Annotated in this window: 22 protein-coding genes; 18 read left to right on the forward strand and 4 right to left on the reverse strand. The window is 54.0% G+C overall.

The window, feature by feature from the left end; all coding sequences use genetic code 11:
• The first annotated feature begins 70 nt into the window (after positions 1-70).
• The 8 genes from hinT (at position 71) to BM427_RS04750 (ending at position 6,184) form a co-directional block, all read left to right on the forward strand.
• Complete coding sequence (gene hinT, locus BM427_RS04715; protein WP_090119662.1) at positions 71-430, forward strand: purine nucleoside phosphoramidase; 360 nt, start codon at positions 71-73, stop codon at positions 428-430.
• Position 431: 1 nt separating this feature from the next.
• Positions 432-806, forward strand: coding sequence for a YcfL family putative periplasmic lipoprotein (locus tag BM427_RS04720; RefSeq protein WP_090119664.1), 375 nt, complete (start codon positions 432-434; stop codon positions 804-806).
• A 10-nt stretch (positions 807-816) separates the two neighbouring features.
• Positions 817-1,476 carry a penicillin-binding protein activator LpoB gene (lpoB, locus tag BM427_RS04725; RefSeq protein ID WP_090119665.1) on the forward strand — a complete coding sequence of 220 codons (660 nt, stop codon included), beginning with the start codon at positions 817-819 and terminating at the stop codon, positions 1,474-1,476.
• A complete protein-coding gene (gene thiK, locus BM427_RS04730) occupies positions 1,457-2,272 on the forward strand; it encodes a thiamine kinase (protein ID WP_090119666.1) in 816 nt (271 codons plus the stop codon). The genes lpoB and thiK overlap by 20 nt, the downstream gene beginning before the upstream one ends.
• A gap of 11 nt (positions 2,273-2,283) precedes the next feature.
• A complete protein-coding gene (gene nagZ / locus BM427_RS04735; protein ID WP_090119668.1) occupies positions 2,284-3,309 on the forward strand; it encodes a beta-N-acetylhexosaminidase in 1,026 nt (341 codons plus the stop codon).
• A gap of 36 nt (positions 3,310-3,345) precedes the next feature.
• The gene (gene ycfP, locus BM427_RS04740) at positions 3,346-3,888 is read left to right on the forward strand and encodes an alpha/beta hydrolase YcfP (RefSeq protein ID WP_090119669.1); all 543 of its coding nucleotides are present in this window, start codon (positions 3,346-3,348) and stop codon (positions 3,886-3,888) included.
• A gap of 256 nt (positions 3,889-4,144) precedes the next feature.
• On the forward strand, positions 4,145-5,449 hold the full coding sequence (locus BM427_RS04745; RefSeq protein WP_090119671.1) for an NAD(P)/FAD-dependent oxidoreductase: 1,305 nt from the start codon (positions 4,145-4,147) through the stop codon (positions 5,447-5,449).
• Between the two features lie 195 nt (positions 5,450-5,644).
• Positions 5,645-6,184, forward strand: a complete 540-nt coding sequence (locus BM427_RS04750; RefSeq protein ID WP_090119673.1) for a glycine zipper 2TM domain-containing protein — start codon at positions 5,645-5,647, stop codon at positions 6,182-6,184.
• 519 nt (positions 6,185-6,703) lie between these two features.
• Here BM427_RS04750 and BM427_RS04755 read toward each other — a convergent pair.
• Complete coding sequence (locus tag BM427_RS04755; protein ID WP_090120679.1) at positions 6,704-7,339, reverse strand: TetR/AcrR family transcriptional regulator; 636 nt, start codon at positions 7,337-7,339, stop codon at positions 6,704-6,706.
• 242 nt (positions 7,340-7,581) lie between these two features.
• On the opposite strand from BM427_RS04755, the gene bhsA reads away from it, so the two are divergent.
• Positions 7,582-7,839, forward strand: coding sequence for a multiple stress resistance protein BhsA (gene bhsA / locus BM427_RS04760; protein ID WP_090119674.1), 258 nt, complete (start codon positions 7,582-7,584; stop codon positions 7,837-7,839).
• A gap of 78 nt (positions 7,840-7,917) precedes the next feature.
• Here bhsA and ldtC read toward each other — a convergent pair whose 3' ends face one another.
• The 3 genes from ldtC to BM427_RS04775 all read right to left on the reverse strand — a co-directional run bounded on the left by ldtC (position 7,918) and on the right by BM427_RS04775 (position 13,668).
• Positions 7,918-8,883 (reverse strand): L,D-transpeptidase LdtC, encoded by a 966-nt coding sequence (ldtC, locus tag BM427_RS04765; protein WP_090119676.1) that lies wholly within the window; start codon positions 8,881-8,883, stop codon positions 7,918-7,920.
• A 153-nt stretch (positions 8,884-9,036) separates the two neighbouring features.
• Positions 9,037-12,483, reverse strand: coding sequence for a transcription-repair coupling factor (gene mfd / locus BM427_RS04770; protein ID WP_090119678.1), 3,447 nt, complete (start codon positions 12,481-12,483; stop codon positions 9,037-9,039).
• Between the two features lie 111 nt (positions 12,484-12,594).
• Positions 12,595-13,668 (reverse strand): acyltransferase family protein, encoded by a 1,074-nt coding sequence (locus BM427_RS04775; RefSeq protein ID WP_090119679.1) that lies wholly within the window; start codon positions 13,666-13,668, stop codon positions 12,595-12,597.
• 291 nt (positions 13,669-13,959) lie between these two features.
• Here BM427_RS04775 and lolC point away from each other — a divergent pair, with 291 nt between their 5' ends.
• From lolC to BM427_RS04820, 9 genes are all read left to right on the forward strand, one after another.
• Entirely contained in the window at positions 13,960-15,159 is a 1,200-nt protein-coding gene (gene lolC, locus BM427_RS04780; RefSeq protein WP_167518515.1) for a lipoprotein-releasing ABC transporter permease subunit LolC, read from the forward strand.
• Positions 15,152-15,853 (forward strand): lipoprotein-releasing ABC transporter ATP-binding protein LolD, encoded by a 702-nt coding sequence (gene lolD / locus BM427_RS04785; RefSeq protein WP_090119683.1) that lies wholly within the window; start codon positions 15,152-15,154, stop codon positions 15,851-15,853. Before lolC ends, lolD begins: the two co-directional genes overlap by 8 nt.
• The gene (gene lolE / locus BM427_RS04790) at positions 15,853-17,097 is read left to right on the forward strand and encodes a lipoprotein-releasing ABC transporter permease subunit LolE (protein ID WP_090119684.1); all 1,245 of its coding nucleotides are present in this window, start codon (positions 15,853-15,855) and stop codon (positions 17,095-17,097) included. Before lolD ends, lolE begins: the two co-directional genes overlap by 1 nt.
• Positions 17,098-17,135: 38 nt before the next feature.
• Positions 17,136-18,047: an N-acetylglucosamine kinase gene (gene nagK, locus BM427_RS04795; RefSeq protein WP_090119686.1), complete on the forward strand. Its 912-nt coding sequence runs from the start codon at positions 17,136-17,138 to the stop codon at positions 18,045-18,047.
• 16 nt (positions 18,048-18,063) lie between these two features.
• Positions 18,064-18,885, forward strand: a complete 822-nt coding sequence (gene cobB, locus BM427_RS04800; RefSeq protein WP_090119688.1) for a Sir2 family NAD+-dependent deacetylase — start codon at positions 18,064-18,066, stop codon at positions 18,883-18,885.
• Between the two features lie 174 nt (positions 18,886-19,059).
• A complete protein-coding gene (locus BM427_RS04805; protein WP_090119689.1) occupies positions 19,060-19,818 on the forward strand; it encodes a MipA/OmpV family protein in 759 nt (252 codons plus the stop codon).
• Complete coding sequence (locus BM427_RS04810; protein ID WP_090119691.1) at positions 19,818-20,501, forward strand: response regulator transcription factor; 684 nt, start codon at positions 19,818-19,820, stop codon at positions 20,499-20,501. The genes BM427_RS04805 and BM427_RS04810 overlap by 1 nt, the downstream gene beginning before the upstream one ends.
• The gene (locus tag BM427_RS04815) at positions 20,473-21,840 is read left to right on the forward strand and encodes an ATP-binding protein (protein ID WP_090119692.1); all 1,368 of its coding nucleotides are present in this window, start codon (positions 20,473-20,475) and stop codon (positions 21,838-21,840) included. The genes BM427_RS04810 and BM427_RS04815 overlap by 29 nt, the downstream gene beginning before the upstream one ends.
• Before the next feature lie 252 nt (positions 21,841-22,092).
• On the forward strand, positions 22,093-23,484 hold the full coding sequence (locus BM427_RS04820; RefSeq protein WP_090119694.1) for an NAD-dependent succinate-semialdehyde dehydrogenase: 1,392 nt from the start codon (positions 22,093-22,095) through the stop codon (positions 23,482-23,484).
• Positions 23,485-23,575 lie beyond the last annotated feature (91 nt).

The raw sequence follows: 23,575 nt of genomic DNA on the forward strand, positions 1-23,575 counted from the left end.
CGATCATACTCTAGGGCACTTAATTGACGATGGCTGCGGATTCGCTCCGCGCCTGAAAAAGGAAAACGTCATGGCCGAAGAAACCATTTTCAGTAAAATCATTCGCCGAGAAATTCCCTCGGATATTGTCTACCAGGATGAACTGGTCACCGCCTTTCGCGATATCTCTCCACAAGCGCCGACGCATGTGCTTATTGTGCCGAATATCCTCATTCCCACGCTGAATGATGCCACTGAAGCGCACGAGCAGGCGCTCGGCCGTATGTTGACTGTTGCGGCCAAAATCGCCCGCGACGAAGGCATCGCCGAAGACGGATACCGTCTGATCATGAACTGTAATCGTCATGGTGGTCAGGAGGTTTACCATATCCATATGCACCTGTTGGGCGGGCGACCAATGGGGCCAATGCTTGCTCATAAAGGTCTGTAAGATGATAAATGGGCGTGTCGCGCTGTTGCTGGCGGCGCTGGGGCTGGTGGGATGCAGTTCGCGCCCGACTATTCCGGTCGCCAGCGATCAAACGCTGGTGATGGAGTCTGGTATTCTGGCGGCAGGTATTATTGCGGAACCACCGGAAATGGGCTCGCATGAGCTTCAACCCTCCGCCTCCTCCCGATTGTTTAATGAGCGGCAGCAGCCTGTGACAGTGCACTATCGTTTTTTCTGGTATGACACCAGAGGTCTGGAAATGCACCCGCTGGAAGCGCCGCGTAGCATTACAATCCCGGCGCGTTCCGGCGTGACGCTGTATGGCAGCGCTAACTATTTGGGTGCACACAGCGTCAGACTTTATCTCTATCTCTAAGGAGTGACACTTGATTAAAACATTTGGACGCTTCACGTTACTGACCACGTTGGCGGTGTTGCTGTCGGGGTGTATCAGTAGTCAACAGCCTGCGCCGGTTGAACAGGCAGGCGGCGCTCAGCAACCCACACAGCCGCAGCCACAGCCGCAGCCGACACAACCCGTTCCGACAGTACCGTCGGTTCCGACGTTGCCGCAGCAGCCTGGCCCAATCGAACATCAGGATCAAACCGGGCAGCCCGCGCCGCGTGAACGCCACTATGACTGGAACATCGCGGTGCAGCCGATGGTCGGAAAAATGTTGCAGGCTAGTGGTGTCAACTCTGGCAGCGTTTTGCTGGTCGATAGTGTAAACAACCGGACCAATGGCTCGATCAACACTGCCGAAGCCACCGAAGCGGTGCGCAATGCGCTGGCCAATAACGGCAAATTTACGCTAATTACCGCGCAGCAGCTCTCGCTGGCGAAACAGCAACTGGGTCTCTCCCCACAGGACAGTCTGGGTACCCGTAGTAAAGCCATGGGTATTGCCCGCAACGTTGGGGCACAGTATGTGCTTTATTCCAATGCGACCGGCAATGCCAGCGCACCCGCGTTACAAATGCAATTGATGCTGGTGCAGACAGGTGAAATTATCTGGTCGGGTAAAGGTGCGGTTCAGCAACAATAAACAGACGCGTGACACTGTGTTGTCACGCTATTTTCCGACGTATACTCCCGTCGCCGGCCAGAATAGCGGGCTAAGCGGCGGGAGTTGTCTTATTCATGATGGCCAACACACATTGGTGCTACGCCAGCATCATCAGGCCGTCTCATCGCCATTTCTGCGCCAGTACCGTTTGCTCCGCCGCTTGCCTGCAACCCTCGCGCCGCGTCCGCGGCTCTATGCTGGCACCTGGATGGCGGTGGACTTTATACCTGGCGAGATCAAAACGGCCTTAGCACAGCCTGATGTACTGACGGCATTACTCCGTGATTTACACCGTCAGCCTCTTTTTGGCTGGCGTATCACGCTGCTGCCGCTACTGGAGCGATACTGGCAGCAGAGCGCGCCGACACGGCGCACTCCCTTCTGGTTGCGGCAGTTAAAGCAGTTAAGAAAACAAGGCGAACCCCAGCCGCTGCGACTCGCGCCGTTGCATATGGATGTCCATGCGGGAAACCTGGTGCACAGCGCCGCGGGTTTGCGGCTCATCGACTGGGAATATGCTGGCGATGGTGATGTTGCTCTCGAGCTCGCCGCAGTATGGGGGGAGGATGAGGCGCAGCGCCAGCAATTGGTTGCGCAGTATGCTCAGCAGGCGGCGATCGATCCGGTAACATTACAGCAGCAGGTTCGACGCTGGCGGCCCTGGGTATGGATGTTGATGGCGGGCTGGTTTGAATGCCGCTGGCAGCAAACGGGCGAACAACAATTTATTACGCTGGCAGATGCTACCTGGCGGCGGTTACAGAATAAAGAATAAGAGAGGTCAGTGTGGGTCCGGTAATGTTGGATGTGGAAGGGTATGAACTGGATGCGGAAGAGCGCGAGATTCTGGCGCATCCGCTGGTGGGCGGCCTGATCCTCTTTACCCGTAATTATCATGATCCTGAGCAACTGCGTGAACTGGTGCGCCAGATCCGCCAGGCTTCGCACCACCGCCTGGTGGTGGCCGTTGATCAGGAGGGCGGACGGGTGCAGCGCTTTCGCGAAGGCTTCACGCGTTTGCCTGCGGCCCAGGCTTTTGCCGCTCTGCACGGATTAGAAGAGGGCGGACGGCTGGCACAAGATGCCGGCTGGTTGATGGCCAGTGAAATGATCGCCATGGATATTGATATCAGTTTTGCCCCGGTGCTGGATGTTGGGCATATCAGCGCCGCCATCGGCGAACGTTCTTACCATGCCGATCCGGCTAAAGCGCTGGTAATGGCGAGCCACTTTATCGATGGCATGCATAGCGCGGGAATGAAAACGACCGGTAAGCATTTTCCGGGGCACGGCGCGGTAACCGCGGATTCACACAAAGAGACGCCGCACGATCCGCGCCCGCTTGCGGAGATCCGCGCGCAAGATATGTCGGTGTTCTGCTCGCTTATTGAGCAAAACAAACTGGATGCCATAATGCCGGCGCATGTGATTTATACCGATGCCGATCCGCGTCCTGCCAGCGGTTCACCGTGGTGGTTGAAAACGATTCTGCGCGGCGAGCTGGGTTTTAACGGTGTAATTTTTTCTGACGATTTGTCAATGGAGGGCGCGGCAATCATGGGAAGCTATGCTGAACGCGGACAGTCATCGCTGGATGCCGGTTGCGATATGATACTCGTCTGTAATAATCGTAAAGGCGCGGTCAGCGTGTTAGATAACCTGTCGCCGATCAATGCAGAACGTGTTACACAATTGTATCATAAAGGTTCATATTCTCGTCAGGAGTTGATGAGTTCGGCGCGCTGGAAGGCTGTCAATAAAGCACTGGAGCAGTTGCATGAGTGCTGGCAGGAGCAGAAAGCCGCCCATTAACCCCTGAGGACGCGATGTCGAAGTGGTGAGGATACAATGATTATCTATTTACACGGTTTTGACTCAAACAGCCCCGGCAACCATGAGAAAGTGTTGCAGCTACAGTTTATCGATCCGGATGTTCGCCTGTTAAGCTACAGCACGCGGCATCCGAGACATGATATGCAGCATCTGTTGAAAGAAGTCGACAAGATGCTGCAGCTCAACGTAGATGAACGTCCGCTGATTTGCGGGGTCGGTCTTGGAGGTTACTGGGCCGAGCGCATTGGTTTTCTCTGCGACATCCGCCAGGTAATATTCAATCCAAATTTATTCCCCCATGAGAACATGGAAGGGAAAATTGACCGACCGGAAGAGTATGAAGACATTGCCACTAAGTGTGTCGCTAACTTCCGCGAGAAAAACCGCGATCGCTGCCTGGTAATCCTATCGCGAAAAGATGAAGCACTGGACAACCAGCGCGCTTCCGATGAGTTGCATCATTACTATGAGATTGTCTGGGACGAAGAACAGTCGCATAAGTTTAAAAACATCTCGCCGCATTTACAGCGAATTAAGGCCTTTAAAACCCTCGGTTAAGCCTCTCCCCGGCAGGTTTTCGTCTGCCGGGCTTCTCTTTTTTCTCCTCTCCTGACGGGCCGTTTTTCGCTGCATAACGATACTTGTTTAATTTTTATGCATGAAAACTTGATTCATATCAATTTTGGTATGACCATTGAACCGTTCATGATATTCTCGACGTCAAAGTGAAGTTGCGAGTGCGTAACCTATTGTTAATTAAGAGCTATTATTATAACTTTTAATTAACAATTGGTTAATATTTTAGGGGGTCATTTTGACAACACCGTTGAGAAAAATTGTGATCGTAGGTGGTGGCGCTGGCGGTCTGGAACTGGCAACACAGTTAGGTAAAAAGCTGGGACGCAGTAAAAAAGCCAAAATTACGCTGGTCGATCGTAACCACAGCCATTTATGGAAACCCCTACTGCACGAAGTGGCAACCGGTTCGCTGGATGAAGGTGTTGATGCGCTGAGCTACCTGGCTCACGCAAGGAATCATCATTTCCAGTTCCAACTGGGTTCTGTGGTGGATATTAACCGCGAAAGCAAAACCATCACCCTGGCGGAATTGCGTGATGAGAAGGGCGATCTGCTGGTGCCTGAACGAAAACTGGCTTATGACACGCTGGTGATGGCACTGGGCAGTACCTCGAACGATTTCAACACGCCCGGCGTGAAAGAGCACTGCATCTTTCTCGATAACCCACACCAGGCGCGTCGCTTCCATCAGGAAATGCTCAACCTGTTCCTGAAATATTCCTCTAACCTCGGTGCTAACGGCAAAGTCAATATTGCGATTGTCGGTGGAGGCGCGACCGGCGTTGAACTCTCCGCAGAGTTACATAATGCGGTGAAACAGCTTCATAGCTACGGTTACAAAGGGCTGACGAATGAAGCGCTGAACGTCACGCTGGTGGAAGCGGGTGAGCGCATTTTGCCAGCGCTGCCGCCGCGTATCTCCGGCGCCGCACATAATGAGCTGACCAAAATGGGCGTACGCGTTCTGACCCAGACGATGGTCACCAGCGCCGACGAAGGCGGTCTGCATACCAAAGAGGGCGAATACATCAGAGCCGATCTGATGGTATGGGCGGCGGGGATCAAGGCTCCGGACTTTATGAAAGAGATCGGCGGCCTGGAAACCAACCGCATCAATCAACTGGTGGTTGAGCCGACGCTACAAACGACGCGAGATGCGGATATTTACGCCATTGGCGACTGTGCTTCTTGCGCCCGTCCGGAAGGCGGATTTGTTCCGCCGCGCGCGCAGGCTGCTCATCAGATGGCCACTCTCGCGTTGCATAACATCCTGGCGCAGATCAAAGATAACCCGCTGAAATCTTACGCTTATAAGGATCACGGTTCATTGGTTTCTTTGTCGAACTTCTCTACCGTGGGTAGCCTGATGGGTAACCTGATGCGTGGTTCAATGATGATTGAGGGTCGTATCGCCCGTTTTGTATATATCTCGCTGTACCGTATGCACCAGATTGCGCTGCACGGCTATTTCAAAACGGGTCTGATGATGTTGGTCGGCAGTATTAACCGCGTGATCCGCCCGCGTCTGAAATTGCACTGATCCTGTTTCGCTGCTCTCCTGGTCGTCGGCCGGGGAGCAGTATATCTCGCTGCCTGGTGCGCGTATGCCGGTAGGAGAACTCTGAATATCCTCTTTTACACCACCTGTACCCCTATTTTTTCGTATTTTCCGATTGGCTTTACTATTGCTCAAGTTGCAAAATTGTTACCAATAGTCAACCAGGGAGATAATCCTGTGAATAAATCAATGTTAGCGGGTATCGGTATTGGCGTGGCCGCTGCACTGGGCGTTGCCGCAGTGGCCAGCCTGAATGTTTTCGATCGCGGTCCTCAATATGCGCAGGTTGTTTCATCCACGCCAATCAAGGAAACAGTAAAAACGCCGCGTCAGGAGTGTCGCAATGTTACCATGACGCATCGCCGCCCGGTGCAGGATGAGAACCGTATCACCGGTTCTGTACTTGGCGCAGTGGCTGGTGGTGTACTTGGTCACCAGTTCGGTGGCGGAAGAGGAAGGGATGTCGCAACAGTAGTCGGCGCGTTAGGTGGCGGGTATGCTGGTAACCAACTCCAGGGCGGTATGCAGGAGCGTGACACCTATACCACCACCCAGCAGCGTTGCAGCACGGTATATGATAAATCGGAAAAAATGCTCGGCTACGACGTAACTTACAAAATCGGCGACCAGCAGGGAAAAATCCGCATGGATAAAGATCCGGGGACGCAGATTCCGCTGGATAAAAATGGTCAGTTGATACTGAATAACAACGCGTAAAATAGTAGTACTCTGCATGTTGGCTCCCCATCGCTCAGGCTGGGGAGCCTTTTTTCACTAAAAAGCCTTACATTTTGCAAGGCTTAATCAAATCAAATGAAATCGTGCTGTTTAACCAGCAGTAGCCCGGTGATGAGAACAGATATAAAAGCAAATAGTACGGAACCGCCTAACATAACCCACAGACCAAATAACAATGTAATTACTATTAGCACTTTAATGAATGGTAATAGCAAAATCATCTCTATTTTCCTTCTGCTTGTGATCAGTCAGTGAAGTACCCCTTTATCCTCGACAAGTCATGCATTACAGCGCGTAAAAATGAGAGCAAAGGAAGGCCAGTTGAACATGTCATCATGACGTTTATTATGTGTATCATTCTGCGAATGATTAGCAGAGCAATAATCACAATTAATAATAGCAAAGCAGGGGATTTAGCTGATAGTTTTTATCTATTATTGAAATATGATATCTCTATCACAGAGATAAAAAAAGAGACGGTTTCCCGTCTCAATTTTTTTATGCCTTGATCAAATTCGGCCACAGTCGCAAGGTGGTGCGCGTGATCTGTAGCAGCTTCTCAACGCTTGCACCTTCGCGTGCGCTGATCGACATTCCCTGCAAAACACAACCAAGGAATTCAGCGAGCGCCTGCGGATCCGCATCCATCGGGATCTCACCGCGCTGCTGGCGCTGGGTGAGGAACTGGAGCAGGGTGTCTTCCTGCTGCGCATGCCGTGCTTTTATTGTTTGCGAGATGGCCTGCGAAGAAGCTGCCAGCGTCGCCGAGGTGTTGATCATAAAACAACCGGCTGGCGTATCGGTGCTGGTGAAGCACTTTGCCACCGCGGTGAAATAATCCAACAGCGCGGTTTCTACCGGTTTGTCCTCGCAGAGAAGCTGGGCTTCGTGCTGTCGGGCGAACCGCGCAATATAGCGATCGAGTACCGCACGGAACAACCCCTCTTTATTGGTGAACTCAGCGTACAGCGTCGGCGCTTTCGCTCCGGTGGCTTCCACGAGATCGGATAATGATGTGGCTTCGTAGCCATGCTGCCAGAACAGCGTCATGGCTTTGTCGAGCGCCGCTTCCCTGTCGAACACTTTCGGTCGGCCACGGCATTTTTTGGTGCAACTGGTGACTTCACTGGTCATATTGCCGCTTAACCTTTGTTGGTTTGTTGAACAACCATTATAAAAATAATCCTCGCCAATGACCAGCAGCAAATAGCACATATTCATAAAAGATATGCTTATGAAATTTAAGCAATTAATATTTTAATTAACAATCATTACAAAAATATGTTGACCCGTGATGAAGATCACACTTACTATTTACCTATCGATCGTTAAGTTAATAACTAACGACATCTTTATCTTTATTCAGGAAAACAATCATGAAAAACACCACTACGCTTTTTGCCGCCGCTGCACTCAGTGCGCTTTCTTTTGCCAGCTTTGCTGCCGTTGAAGTTCAGTCTGCGCCGACCGGTCAGCAGGAAGTTGCGGCTATTGGCGTCAGTGCGGGTTCAGATCTCTCTTCCGTTGAAGCTAAACTGGCACAAAAAGCTGACGAAATGGGCGCGAAATCTTTCCGCATCACTTCAGTGACCGGCTCTGACAACCTGCACGGTACCGCAGTGCTGTACAAATAAATCTCCCCTCTCTCCCCTATGCCACTGCAATAAAAAAGGCCCAGCTTAAAGCCCCGGGCCTTTCTTTTTCACTCCGTTTTACATTGCCAGTAAGGCTCTCTCACTATGACGTGTAACGTCAACCGGCATACCAGAGCGAATCTCTATTGCGTAGTTTATGATGCTGGCATCGCTATGGGCATCGTCTTTGAAGGCCTGCATTGCGGCATTCAGCACGATGGGCAGCGTTTTCGGATCGTCATCTATCGATTTTGACAGTGGTTGATGTACTTCAACCAGTCGTTTACCGTCCGGCTCAACCGACGCTTTCATCGGTGTATTAATGATGTTTACCGCTGTTCCTGGCGTCACGCTGGCAAACAGACTGGAAATATCCGCATCGCGCAGGCGAATGCAGCCGGAGCTGACGCGCATGCCGATACCGAAATCAGCATTGGTGCCGTGCAGTAGATAAACCCCGCCAAACGCGGCAAGACGGATCGCATGATGCCCCATCGGATTACCCGGGCCGGCGGGCATCACCACAGGCAGCTCAATCCCCTGAGCCTTGTAACGTGCGCGGATATTGGCCGTTGGCGTCCAGGTGGGGTTTGCGCGTTTATCCGAAACCGTGGTGACCATTGTTGGCGTCAGGGTATCGCCACCTAACTGACCAATCCCGATCGGATAAACGCTCACTTCATTTTTTCCCGGTGGATAGTAATAGAGGCGCAGTTCCGCGAGGTTAATCACAATACCTTTGCGCGGAACATCCGGCAGCAGGGTTTGTAGTGGGATCGTCAGCACGCTGCCAGCTCTTGGCACATAAGGGTCGATGCCCGGGTTTGCCTGCAACAAAGCGAGAAAACCAACACTATATTTTTTTGCGATCGCCTCCAGTGAACCGCCATCATTTTGCACAATATGATAGCGGTTTTCTCCTACCAGACGGCTGCCCTCTGCCGGTAATGGCCAGCTATTTGCCCGTGCGGGCAGGGTGAGGGTAGTGATGGCCGCAACGGTGAGGAGGATGATCCCACAGGTTAAACGCGCAATTTTTCTCATTATCATAATCCATGCAAATATCAAGGTTATTTATATACAACTTTATGATGGGATTATGGTTGGTCAGGGTGTCGGGAAGCCCTGGCTATTGCAAACTATTTGTAAATATTGCGAAAAATAACAGGCCGGGCAGGTGGCCCGGCGTAGAGACCGTCAGTCGATGGCATTTTCGGCCAGCTGTTGCATAAAATTACGTACCCAGCCCATGCGAGTTTTCCGTTCGCTCAGATCCTGCATAAACTTCAGCCGCGTCGGGCCATCCAGACGGAAATGCTGCGGCTGCTTCTGTAGCAGACCAATCAGCCACACCGGGTTGACCTTGTTTTTCTCGTTGAACTCGATGATGCCGCCTTTTTCATTGCCTTCCAGTTTACGGATCCCCAGCTTCTGTGCTTGCTGGCGCAGCAGGGCGATATCCAGCAGATTACGCGCTGCATCCGGTAGCAGACCAAAGCGATCGATCAGCTCGACTTTAATCTCTTCCAGCGTGTTCGCATCTTTCGCGCTGGCGATGCGTTTATAGAACGACAGCCGCGTATTAACATCAGGAATAAAATCGTCCGGCAACAGTGAAGGCATGCGCAGTTCGACCTCGGTCTGCTGGCTGGTTAAATCCTCCAGCGACGGTTCGCGACCAGCTTTCAGCGCATCAACTGCGTTTTCCAGCAGTTCCATATACAGCGAGAAGCCGATGGTTTCCATCTGGCCGCTCTGATCTTCACCGAGCAGTTCACCCGCCCCACGGATCTCCAGATCGTGCGTTGCCAGCGCAAAACCTGCACCCAAATCCTCCAGCGACGCGATAGCTTCCAGCCTTTTTTGCGCGTCGGTAGTCATCGCTTTCGGGTGCGGCGTCAGCAGCCAGGCGTAGGCCTGGTGGTGTGAGCGGCCAACGCGTCCGCGCAGTTGGTGCAACTGGGCGAGGCCAAAGTGGTCTGCGCGTTCGATAATAATGGTATTGGCGGTCGGAATATCGATCCCGGTTTCAATGATGGTGGTGCAGACCAGCACGTTAAAACGCTGATGATGGAAATCGTTCATCACCCGTTCCAGTTCACGCTCCCGCATCTGTCCGTGGCCGATAGCGATACGCGCTTCCGGCACCAGCTCTGCCAGCCTGTCGGCGGCTTTCTGGATATTTTCCACATCGTTATACAAGTAATAGACCTGTCCGCCGCGCAGTACTTCACGCAGAATGGCCTCACGCACCACCAGGCTATCGTACTCCCGAACAAATGTTTTCACCGCCAGGCGGCGCGCCGGTGGTGTGGCAATAATTGACAGGTCGCGCATCCCGCTCATTGCCATATTCAGCGTGCGCGGGATCGGCGTCGCCGTCAGTGTCAGAATATCGACATCGGCACGCATCGCTTTAATGCGTTCTTTATGGCGCACGCCGAAACGGTGTTCTTCGTCGACAATCAACAGTCCGAGATCTTTCAGTTTCACATCGCTTTGCAGCAGTTTGTGTGTACCGATCAGAATGTCGATTTTGCCCTCAGCGGCCTGTTCAAGAATTTGTGACTGCTCTTTGGCGCTGCGAAAGCGTGATAGCATCTCAATGCGCACTGGCCAGTTGGCAAAACGGTCGCGGAAGTTATCAAAGTGTTGCTGCGCCAGCAGGGTAGTCGGCACCAGCACCGCCACCTGCTTGTTGTTTTCAACCGCAAGGAATGCCGCCCGCATCGCCACTTCGGTTTTACCGAAACCTACATCGCCGCACACCAGACGATCCATTGCCAGCGGCTGGCACATATCACTGAGTACGGCGTTGATCGCCTGTGCCTGATCCGGCGTGGTTTCGAAGGGGAAACCATCGCAGAACAGTTGATATTGTTCACGATCATGCTTGAAGGCAAAACCTGCTTTTGCCGCGCGCTGTGCATAGATATCCAGCAACTCAGCCGCCACATCACGCACTTTTTCCGCCGCTTTCTGCCGCGCCCGCATCCAGGCATCACTGCCCAGTTTATGCAGCGGGGCACTCTCCTCTGCGCCACCCGCATAGCGGCTGATAAGATGCAGCGAAGAGACCGGGACATAAAGTTTGGCGTCACCGGCGTACATCAGCATCAAGTATTCGCCTTTAATACCGCCAGCTTCCAGCGTCGTCATACCGGCATAACGCCCGACACCATGCTCCAGATGTACTACCGGCTGGCCGTCATGCAGCTCCGCAAGGTTACGGATCAGCGTGTCAGGATTAATTGTCCGCCGGGTATCCTGGCGGCGGCGCGCAACGCGCTCGCCCAGCAGATCGCTTTCGCATATCAGTGCCCGGTTACGCAGGGTATCGATAAAACCGTGCTCCGCCGCGCCGATCATCATCCAGGCTCCCGGCGCTGAAGCTTCGTCGAGACGTAAAATGTGTTTTGGCGTCACGTTAATGCGTGCCAGCAATTCAATCAGTGCTTCGCGGCGGCCTTCGCTCTCGACCGAGAAAATTACGGGGCCACTGAAGGACTCAAGGAACTTACGCAGATTCTCCAGCGGTGATTTTTGCTGCGCCTGTACCGCCAGCTCCGGCAATGCGCGATAACCGAGATTAACGTGTGCGGCTTTTTCACTGAGCCGTTCAGTTTTGAGCTGGATACGCGGCCATTTTTTCAGTTCGCTGAACAGAGTGTCGCTGCGTAGCCATAAGCTTTCCGGCGGCAACAACGGGCGCATTGGATCCACTCCGCGGCTCTCGAAACGCGCCTGCGTATCCTGTTGAAAATGTTCCGCGCTGGCCTCCAGATCGCCGGTACTCATCAGCAGCGTATTCGCCGGGAAGTAGCTAAACAGCGGCGACAGCGGTTCGCTAAAGAACAGCGGCTGCCAGTATTCGATCCCGGCGGGCAAGGTGCCTTTGCTCACTTGCTGATAAATGTGTTCTGCATCGCGTTTCACCTCAAACCGATCGCGCCACTGGCTGCGGAACAGCTCAATGGCGTTTTTATCGGTCGGGAATTCATGCGCGGGCAGTAAATTAATTGCTTCAACCTCTTCCAGTGTGCGCTGGGTATCGGCGTCGAACAACCGCAAGCTGTCGATTTCATCGTCGAAAAAGTCGAGACGGAACGGTTGATCGCTACCCATCGGGAAGAGGTCCAGCAGCGCCCCGCGCGTGGCATACTCGCCGTGCTCCATCACCTGATCAACATGGCGGTAACCGGCGCTGTCCAGCTGCGCGCGCAACTGATCGCGAGACAGCCGCTGCCCTTTTTTCATCACCAGCGCATGGCCGTGCAGATAGTTGTGCGGGCAGACGCGCTGCATCAGGGTATTTACCGGCACAATCAGCACACCGTGCTGCATGGACGGCAGTTGATAAAGGGTGGAAAGACGGGAGGAGATGATCTCCTGGTGCGGTGAAAAGCTGTCATAGGGCAGCGTTTCCCAGTCGGCCAGATTCATCACCAGATTATCGGTAAACTGGCTTATCTCATCCTGCAAGCGTAGGGCGTTTTGCATATCGGGTGCGATCAGCACCACAGGACCTGCATGGCGCTCAATGATTTCCGCCACTTCGGTGGCACAGGCGGCACCAGTGAGTTCGCCAAACTGGCGCTGGTCACCCGCTTTGGTCGGCAGTGAATAACGATATTGTTCAGGCATAGAAGATGTCGGAGTCTCTTGTGGATATACCCCCACATGGGGGCATATCACTGATACGCAATCCCTTGATTATCCGCGATTGCGTCATTTTAGCCAAGACCAACGCATGGATCAGCGCGCGGTAGCGGTCTGGCGAAGTTTTGCCGGGAGGGTGAAAAAGAGATCGCCAAACAAGGCGCTGGAGAGTTTACGCACCAGCAATCCAAACAGCGTACAGATAAGCAACGTCGCAAATGGATAGACCAGCAGCAGCGCCAGTTCGGCTTGCGGTGGCCAGACACCGGTATTCAGTGGTTTGACCAGCGCCAGGCTTAATCCTTCAAGCAGAATGCGATGAGTGGTATAAATTGCCAGCGTATTGCTGCCCACCACATTCAATAGGCTCTTTTCACTCGGCGAGAAACGCTGCTCCAGTTCCCAGAACAGCCGCATAATGGCGACAATAGAGAGCAGGCAGAGTGGCAACGGCATTGTGAACACCCACAGGCCGAAGGCCACAACCATTGCGAGGGCAAACAGAACGCCGTAACGGCGAATTGGTACGTTTTTGACCCACGCCATCAGGCTTGCGCCATACCAGGCGCCCAGCGAGTAGAAAATCATATTGCGCACTACGCTGTTCATTCCCCACCACGGCAGCGGCAGATAATTGATCGCCAGACTGCACAGGATAGTCAGCGCCAGCATCGGCACCTTCCAGCGGCTCAGCAATTTGCACAGGGTGAAATAAACCACCAGTGCATACAAATACCACAGGCTGGTGCTGGCGGTGAGCATCCCTTGTAAAAACTCAACCCAGCTACCCGCGTAAGCGGCATTCGCGGCGTTGGTCAGATCACGCTCCGGTGCCAGCCACGCACTAAGCTGGCTTAAGCCTATCCATTGCAACACGCCCCACAGTACCAGCACATATACAATGCTCCAGATGCGTTTATCGATGCTCTCTTTCCACGGCACCTCATCGATATAGCGGCGGATTAAATAGCCGGAGATAAAAAAGAACACCGGCATGCGAAAAGGCGCGAGGTAAAGATTGGAGTAGACCCAGCACTTCGAGAGTGTTTGCGACCATGGATGCTGGAATAAATTAAGCTGCGGATAGAAGGTAATCACGGAGTGGTAAACCACCACCATACAAATACATAGCCCTTTAATTTGGTTAAGCCACAAAGCTTTTTGTTTCACGTCCTTAGTTCCCTGTATTACAAAAACTTAAGCCTTTAATCTTGACGATTGAGGAAGTGAATATGACGTTAAAGTGTCTGTATTTTGTCATTTTAGGATTAAGAGCAGGATCGTTCTGGTTGAACTCTGTGCAACCAGGCGGCGGTTCAGCGTTGGCAGAATGGAATTATTGAGTTGATTTCCCGGCTTTTTTTTATATCACGCTGACGAATTCTTACCGTTCCTCTCATTTACGCTATGTGCTTTCGCTTATATACTCCTGACTCTGCTATCAGCAATCAGACGGATTTCATGTACCAGCCTGTCACTCTTTTCATAGGTCTGCGCTATATGCGCGGACGCGCAGCGGACCGCTTTGGCCGCTTTGTCTCCTGGCTATCAACGATTGGCATCACGCTCGGCGTCATGGCGCTGGTGACCGTGTTATCAGTGATGAATGGCTTCGAACGCGAACTGCAAAACAACATTCTGGGGTTAATGCCGCAGGCCACGCTCACTATGCAAAGCGGCTCCCTCAACCCGCAACAACTTCCCGCCAGCGCTGTGAAATTGCAGGGTGTAACGCGTATTGCGCCGCTGACTACCGGTGATGTCGTACTGCAAAGCGCACGTAGCGTGGCGGTCGGCGTGATGCTGGGCATCGATCCGGCGCAGCAGGATCCGTTGACGCCGTATCTGGTGAACGTTAAACAGAGCGACCTGCAAGCGGGCAAATACAACATCATCCTCGGCGAGCAACTGGCCGGGCAATTAGGCGTTAATCGCGGCGATCAGATCCGCGTTATGGTGCCATCTGCCAGTCAATTCACCCCGATGGGGCGCCTGCCGAGCCAGCGTCTGTTCACGGTGATCGGCACTTTCGCCGCCAACAGTGAGGTAGATGAATATCAAATGCTGGTGAATATTGACGATGCATCGCGGTTGATGCTTTACCCGCTGGGCAATATTACCGGCTGGCGTTTGTGGCTCAAGGAGCCGCTAAAAGTGGATGTTCTAAGCCAACAAACGCTGCCGGAAGGCACAAAATGGCAGGACTGGCGCGATCGCAAAGGTGAATTGTTCCAGGCCGTGCGCATGGAAAAGAACATGATGGGGCTGTTGCTGAGCCTGATCGTCGCCGTTGCGGCGTTTAACATCATCACCTCGCTGGGCCTGATGGTGATGGAGAAACAGGGCGAGGTGGCGATCCTGCAAACCCAGGGGCTGACGCCGCGCCAGATTATGGCGGTCTTCATGGTGCAGGGAGCCAGTGCCGGCATCATCGGCGCGCTGCTTGGTGCCGTGCTTGGCGCACTGCTCGCCAGCCAGCTCAATAACCTGATGCCAATTATCGGCGCGCTGCTCGACGGCGCGGCACTGCCGGTGGCGATTGAACCGCTACAGGTCGTGGGTATTGCGCTGGTGGCGATGGTCATCGCGCTGCTTTCAACGCTTTATCCTTCCTGGCGCGCTGCCGCCACTCAACCCGCTGAGGCTTTACGTTATGAATAAAATCCTGTTGCAATGCGACAACCTGTGCAAACGCTATCAGGAAGGCAGTGTGCAAACCGACGTGCTGCACAATGTCAGCTTTAGTATGGGCGAAGGGGAGTTGATGGCGATCGTCGGTAGCTCCGGTTCCGGGAAGAGTACGCTGTTGCACCTTCTCGGCGGGCTGGATACACCGACCTCCGGCGATGTGATTTTCCGCGATCGACCGATGAGCAAACTCTCGTCGGCGGCGAAAGCTGAGTTGCGTAACCGCGAACTCGGCTTTATCTATCAGTTTCACCACCTGCTGCCCGATTTTACCGCGCTGGAAAACGTCGCTATGCCGCTACTGATCGGGAAAAAGAAACCAGCGGAAATCGATACCCGTGCGCGGGAAATTCTGCGCGCTGTTGGTCTGGAGCATCGCGCCAGTCACCGTCCTTCTGAGCTTTCCGGCGGTGAACGCCAGCGTGTCGCTATCGCGCGTGCGCTGGTAAACAACCCGCGTCTGGTATTGGCAGATGAACCGACCGGTAACCTCGATGCCCGTAACGCCGACAGTATCTTTGCGCTGCTGGGGGAACTGAATCAGTCGCAGGGCACCGCCTTTCTGGTGGTGACGCACGATCTGCAACTGGCGAAGCGTATGAATCGCCAACTGGAGATGCGAGACGGCCACCTGAGCGCCGATGTGACGTTGATGGGGGCCGATTAATGGCGCTGCCTCTGTCGTTATTGATTGGTCTGCGCTTCAGCCGCGGTCGCCGTCGTGGCGGAATGGTGTCGCTGATTTCGGTGATCTCCACCGTCGGTATTGCGCTGGGTGTAGCGGTGTTGATCGTCGGTTTAAGCGCGATGAACGGTTTCGAACGCGAGTTGAACAATCGTATTCTGGCGGTGGTGCCGCACGGTGAGATCGAGCCGGTGAATCAGCCGTGGAACAACTGGGACACGGCGCTGGAAAAAGTGAAAAAAGTTCCCGGCATAGCTGCCGCTGCGCCCTATATTAATTTTACCGGGCTGATAGAAAGTGGCGCGAATTTGCGCGCCATCCAGGTGAAAGGTGTCGATCCGGCTCAGGAAAGCCAACTGAGCGCGCTGCCGAAATTTGTACAGGGGGATGCCTGGCAGAATTTCCGCGCCGGTGAGCAGCAAATCATTCTCGGCAAAGGCGTAGCCGTTGCGCTAAAAGTGAAGCAGGGCGACTGGGTATCGATCATGATCCCCAACTCGGACGACGCACACAAACTGCTGCAACCGAAACGTGTGCGTTTGCATGTGACTGGGATTTTACAGCTCAGCGGCCAGCTCGATCACAGCTATGCGATGATCCCGATGGCGGATGCGCAGCAGTATCTGGAGATGGGCAGCAGCATTACCGGTATCGATATCAAAGTGAATGACGTGTTTAACGCCAATAAACTGGTGCGCGATGCGGGCAGCGTCACGAACAACTATGTCTATATCAAAAGCTGGATCGGTAAGTACGGCTATATGTACCGTGACATACAGATGATCCGCGCCATTATGTATCTGGCGATGGTGCTGGTGATTGGCGTGGCCTGTTTTAATATTGTCTCAACGTTGGTGATGGCGGTAAAAGACAAAAGCGGCGACATTGCCGTGTTACGTACGCTGGGGGCGAAAGATGGCCTGATTCGCGCTGTATTTATCTGGTACGGGCTACTGGCCGGGCTGCTGGGCAGCCTTTGTGGCGTGGTGATTGGTGTTATCGTGTCGCTGCAACTGACACCTATTATCAACGTGATTGAGAAGATAATTGGTCATCAGTTCCTGTCGGGGGATATCTACTTTATCGATTTCCTGCCGTCAGAGTTACACCCGCTGGATGTGGTGTACGTGCTGTTGACTGCGTTAGTCCTGAGCTTACTGGCGAGCTGGTATCCGGCGCGTCGGGCGAGCAATATTGATCCGGCAAGAGTGCTGAGCGGGCAGTAATCCCGCCGTTTTCACAGGGCCACAACGAAGGAGTGGCGATGAATTACGGATTTGATATCGGCGGCAGTAAAATCGCGTTAGGCGTCTTTGACGCTGAGCGACGCTTACAGTGGGAAAAGCGCGTCGCCACGCCCCACGACAGTTACGACGCTTTTCTGCGCACCCTCACCGGGCTGGTTGCCGAAGCGGATGAACGCTTCGGTAGCAAAGGCAGGGTCGGCGTCGGTATTTCTGGCATGCCAGAGACCGCGGACGGCACGCTGTATGCTGCCAACCTTCCTGCCGCCAGCGGTCAGCCGCTGCGCGCCGATCTCAGCGCTCTGCTTGCGCGGGATGTGCGTATCGATAACGATGCCAACTGCTTTACCCTCTCTGAAGCCTGGGATGACGAATTCCGCAGCTATCCACTGGTGATGGGGTTGATCCTCGGCACCGGCGTGGGTGGCGGCCTGGTGGTGAACGGGAAATCGGTGACCGGGCGTCGTTTTATTACCGGCGAATTTGGCCATATCCGTCTGCCGGTGGATGCGCTGGGGCTGATGGGGTTTGATTTTCCGTTAACCCGCTGCGGCTGCGGCAAAATCGGCTGTATTGAGAACTATCTCTCGGGGCGCGGTTTTGCGTGGTTGTACCAGTACATCTACCATCACTCGTTATCAGCGCCGGAAATCATTTCGAACTGGGAGCAGGGTGAGGCTAAAGCGCTGGCCCATGTTGAGCGCTATGTGGATTTGCTGGCGGTGTGTCTGGGCAATATTCTGACGATTGTCGATCCCGATCTGCTGGTGATCGGCGGTGGTCTATCAAACTTCAGCGCACTGACCCGACTGTTACCGGAGCGAATTGCGCCACATCTGTTGCCGGCAGGCGATGTCCCGCGTATTGAACGTGCTCGCCACGGCGATGCGGGCGGCATGCGCGGCGCGGCCTTCCTTCATTTAACTGATTAAATCCTGAGAGGATGCTATGCAATCGCGTCGTTTACATCGTCTCAGCCGTTTTCGCCGTAACAAACGTCGCCTTCGCGAGCGGTTACGCCAGCGAATTTTCTTCAGAGACAGAGTGGTAACGGAACTGATGGAAAAACCAAGAGTTGTCGTCCTGACTGGAGCGGGTATTTCTGCCGAATCCGGCATTCGTACTTTTCGCGCTGCCGACGGGCTGTGGGAAGAGCATCATGTGGAAGATGTGGCAACGCCGGAAGGTTTTGCCCGCAACCCGCAACTGGTGCAAACTTTTTATAATGAGCGCCGTCGTCAGTTGCAATTGCCGGAAATTGTGCCGAATGCTGCGCACCTGGCGCTGGCGAAGCTGGAGAAGGCGCTGGGCGATCGTTTCCTGCTGATCACGCAAAATATCGATAACCTGCATGAACGCGCCGGCAACAACAACATTATCCATATGCACGGAGAGCTATTGAAAGTGCGCTGCTCGCAGAGCGGGCAGGTACTGGAGTGGGCAGGTGATGTCTCGCTTGAAGATAAATGCCACTGCTGCCAGTTCCCCGCACCGCTGCGCCCGCATGTAGTGTGGTTCGGCGAGATGCCGCTGGGTATGGACGAGATCTATAGCGCCCTGGCGATGGCCGATGTATTTATCGCCATTGGTACATCCGGGCATGTTTACCCGGCAGCCGGGTTTGTCCATGAAGCGAAACTCCAGGGCGCACACACCGTAGAGCTGAACCTTGAACCAAGCCAGGTGGGCAGCGAGTTCGAAGAGAAGCACTACGGACTGGCAAGCGAAGTGGTGCCAGAGTTCGTGGAAAGATTGCTGAAAGGGCTGTAACGACACGCGCTCGCGCAAGCGGGGGGTAAGCTCTTTCCCTGTCGCCCGGTGGCACTTTGCTTGCCGGGCCTTTTGTTTCTCCCCGTCAAATAAATTACAGCTCGCTTTCCGGTAAGTTCCCCGTAAGTTATCACCGCTGATGATAGTGCTTCTATTGCCAACAGGAGCACCATTATGGTTGCTGTACCGTACCGCATGATTGCGGTCAGTTTGCTGTCCCTTTCATTTCCCGCCTTTGCCGATGACGCTACCATCTGGGGACTGGGTGTCGGGGTTGTCAGCACGCAAAAACCCTATGCCGGGATCGACCGCGAATATACACCGTTGCCAGTACTGCATATCGAAAACCGTTATTTTCGCCTTTTAGGCACCACCGCCGAAGTGAAATTACCCGCATGGCAGTGGAGTGAAACCCAACAGCTAAATGTCGGTCTAATAGCTCGCTATGATGGCTCAGGCTACACCTCTGACGATGCTGACATTCTGCAAGGGATGGCCAGGCGCAAAGGTGGCGTGTGGGCTGGAGTCAAAGTGGCGTGGCAGAACCCGCTGGTGAATATTTTCACCGACTGGTCGCACGATATCTCCGATAACAGTCACGGGCAACGCGTGCGTCTTGGCGCGGAGCGTAGCTGGAAGTGGCGCGGTGTGACCCTGACACCGCGTATCGTGGCGAACCGTTACGACAGCGATTATGTGAATTATTACTATGGTGTGCACAGCGATGAAGCCCGCGCCTGGCGACCTGCCTGGCAGGGAGACGCCGCGCTGAACACGGAAATTGGCCTTAATGGCCGCTGGCAGTTCAGCACTCACCAAGTGTTGATGGTGGATGTGCAGACGACGTTGTTGGCATCGGAGATTAAGGAGAGTCCGCTGGTGGACAGGAGCAACGAAAACCAATTTTTTTTGAGTTATCTCTACTATTTCTGATGAGCCGAATACTGTTAATAGAAGATCATGATCATCTGGCGCACCTGATTAGCAAAGGGCTGGCTGCCGCCGGGATCGCCACGGATATTGTCGGTCGTGTCGACGCTGCCTGGCACGCCATACAACAAGTGGCTTACCAGGGACTGGTACTCGATCGGGGATTGCCGGATGGCGACGGTTTGCAGCTATTGCAGCGTCTGCGCCAGGCGCAGGTTGTCACGCCGTGCCTGATCCTTACTGCCCGCGATGCGTTGCACGACCGTGTTGAAGGGTTGGAGGCCGGAGCCGATGATTATCTGGCCAAACCCTTTGCCATGGAAGAACTGGTGGCCCGCGTGCGGGCACTATTACGTCGTCCCGCCGAAAGCCAGACCATGAAGCCGATGTGGGGGGATATCACTTTATTGCCGGAGTCGGCGGTAATGTGCTGTGGGCAGCAGAATGTTCCGCTGGCCCCGGCAGAGCTTCAGATCATGCTGACGTTGATTCGTAAGCAGGGCAGCATTGTGCGCCGTAACCGTATGGAAGCGGCCGGGTGGGGGTTGAGCGATGCCGTCACGCCGAACGCCCTGGATGTTGTTTTGTATCGCCTGCGTCGCAAACTACTGGCGATTGGCTCGCGTTTGCAGATTGTAAATATCAGGGGGCTGGGCTATGCCATCCGGGAAAATATGCCGCTTTAACAGCCTGTCGCTCAAGATTTTACTGGCTTTTATCACAGGCGTGCTGCTCAGCATTGCGCTGTTGATCCTGCTCGGTATGGTGGTGAAAGAGCGTTTGCCGGGGATACATCTGACCGATTACACCAGGGCGTTAGCCCGCCAGTTGCAATTTGATGCGCATGGCCAGCCGATCGGTTTTCGTGAGCAGGTTGATTATCCGCAGTGGATCTACAGCAGTCTCAAAGAGGAGCTGGCTTACCGGGTCGTGGATGCTGACGGTAAAGTGGTATTGATGTCGCCGGGTGCACAGCAATGGCCGCCGATACCACAACTTACTGCGCCGGTTGCGGGGGGCTTCAAGTTCCAGTTTCAGTTGCAAGGCAAGGATTATCGCGGTATCAGCAATCTCTATTTTATGGAGGGAAAGCGCTGGTTTATCCAGGTGAGCACCAGTTCGCGGATTGTCGATTTCTTGCACCGCGGGTTTGCCCTGCCGTTTATTCGTCTTGGTATTGCATTGTTCAGTCTGGTGCTGTTTGTGGTGTTCGGTTTGTGCGCCTGGGTGACGCTGGCCTGGTCGCTGCGCCCACTGCGACAGGCTTCCGCCGGCGCCGCCACCATCTCGCCGCGCTCGCTGGATGCTCGTTTACCAACGGCGGGCGTTCCCACAGAGATTTTTCCGCTAATCGACAGTTTTAACCAGGCACTTTCCCGGCTGGAGGCGGGGTTTCGCAATCAGCAGGATTTTCTGGCGAAGGCCGCTCATGAACTGAAAACACCGCTGACGCTGATTCGCGCTGAAGTGGAATTGATGAGCGATTGCACCGAGGCTCGCGAACTGCTGCTGGCACGTGTAGAACATCTTTCCCGCCAGGTACAGCAACTGCTGATCCTCGCGGAGGCCAGCGAGCCGCTCAGCTACCATTTCGCACCCGTTGATGTGGCGGATGTCGCCCACGATAGCGCGCGATTTTTGCAACGCATTGCCGAGGAGACACGCGTCAATCTGACGCTTACCTTCAGGAATGCCACAGTGGTGTGGAATGCCGATCGCGGTGCATTGTTCACGCTATTGAAAAACCTGATGGAAAATGCAATCCAGCATGCACCAGCGGGGAGCGACGTGCAGGTGGAAATTAATGCACAGACCATCACGCTTCGCGATTGTGGTCCGGGCGTTGCTGTAGACGAACTGCCTTTGTTGTTCACGCGTTTCTGGCGCGGCGCACACCGGCGCGATTGCGGTGCCGGGCTGGGGCTGGCGATCTGCGAGGAAATTGCCGTGGCTCATGGCTGGACGCTGACGGCGGAAAATGTGCAACCTGGTCTGCGACTGAGATTGTGTGTGACGGGGGAGTGAGTGTTACTTCCTGGATCTCGCATCCCGCGTACATAATGTTCAGATATTCTGAGGATGGCCAACAAATCTCCTGACTTTCTCTGTTAGCGTTACAACCGTAGTATCTTTCTGTTGATACCCATGATGCACCCATCATGGCGAACAACCGGATCGGCCCGGATTTCGATCTGCGCAGTACCATCAGATGAGAAAGGGCCGAGCTAAAACCGGGAAACCCTACAAGGATCCCCGGCCCATAAAAGGAGATTTAGCATGGCATATGTAACAACAAACCCGTATACCGGCGAAGTCGTTAAGACGTTCCCGGATGCCACCGATGCGGAAGTTAACGATGCGATAGAACGAGCTCACCGCGCTTTTAGCGAGTGGAAAAACGTTTCATTTGCACAGCGCGGCGCGATTTTACAGAACGCCGCCAACCTGTTACGCCAACAAAAAGATGAATTTGCGCAGTTGCTTACGCTTGAAATGGGAAAGCTGATTTCAGAAGCGCGAGCGGAAGTTGAGCTGTCGGCGCAAATTTTTGAATACTACGTGCATAATGCCGAAAGACTTCTGGCGCCGGAGATCCTGCCGGTGGCAAATCCGAAAGAAGCCACCGCGAAAATTGTGCATGAACCGCTGGGGGTGCTGCTCGCAATTGAGCCGTGGAATTTCCCGTACTATCAAATCGCCCGCATTATTTCTCCGCAACTCTCCGCTGGTAACACCATACTGTTAAAACATGCGTCGAATGTTCCGCAAAGTGCCGCCCGGTTTGAGCGCCTGATGAAAGAGGCCGGTCTTCCGGATGGCGGATTTATTAATCTCTACGCAACCCGTCACCATATCGAACTGATTCTTAATGATCCACGGGTACAGGGTGTGGCGTTAACCGGTTCTGAGGGTGCGGGCGCAACCGTTGCTCAGCAAGCGGCGAAGGCGCTGAAAAAATCCACGCTGGAACTTGGCGGGGCCGATGCATTTATCGTGCTTGCCGATGCCGATATCGAAAAAGCGGCGAAGTGGGGTGTATTTGGTCGCCACTGGAATGGCGGACAAGTTTGTGTCTCATCGAAACGCATGATCGTTGTTGATGAGGTGTATGACCAGTTTGTTGACCATTACATCAACGGTGTTGCCGCGTTGCAGGCGGGCGATCCGTTGGATGAAAAAACAACGCTGGCACCGCTCTCATCGCAGCAGGCCGCTGACGAAGTTAAAGAGAAAATCAGCCAGGCCATTGCGCATGGCGCACAGGCGCTGGAAGTTGGACCGAAAGTCCCGGAACGCGGGGCATTTGTACAGCCGACGATCCTGACCAATGTGACGCCAGACAATCCGGCCTACTATATGGAGTTCTTCGGTCCTGTGTCGATGATCTTCAGAGCCAAAAACGAAGACGACGCGGTGCGGATTGCCAATGACTCGCCGTTTGGCCTTGGCGGTTCTGTCTTCACCCGCGACACCGCGCGCGGTGAAGCGCTTGCCAGCCGCATCTCTACTGGCATGGTGTATATCAATCACCCAACACGTGTTAAAGCTGATCTCCCGTTTGGTGGGGTTCGCCGTTCCGGTTATGGCCGCGAATTAACCGGGCTGGGGATTAAAGAGTTCGTCAATCATAAGCTGATTTCGGTTGTCGATATTGATGCCGATTTTTAACTGTGCGAGGAGCCAGGCCCTATCGGTTCGGCTCCCCGGGTAACGCAACGCGGCCCACATTCAGGGCCGCGGTTTGCGGCTTAATGGTCCA

This window comes from Kosakonia arachidis (genome assembly GCF_900116535.1).
GTDB classification, from domain to species: domain Bacteria; phylum Pseudomonadota; class Gammaproteobacteria; order Enterobacterales; family Enterobacteriaceae; genus Kosakonia; species Kosakonia arachidis.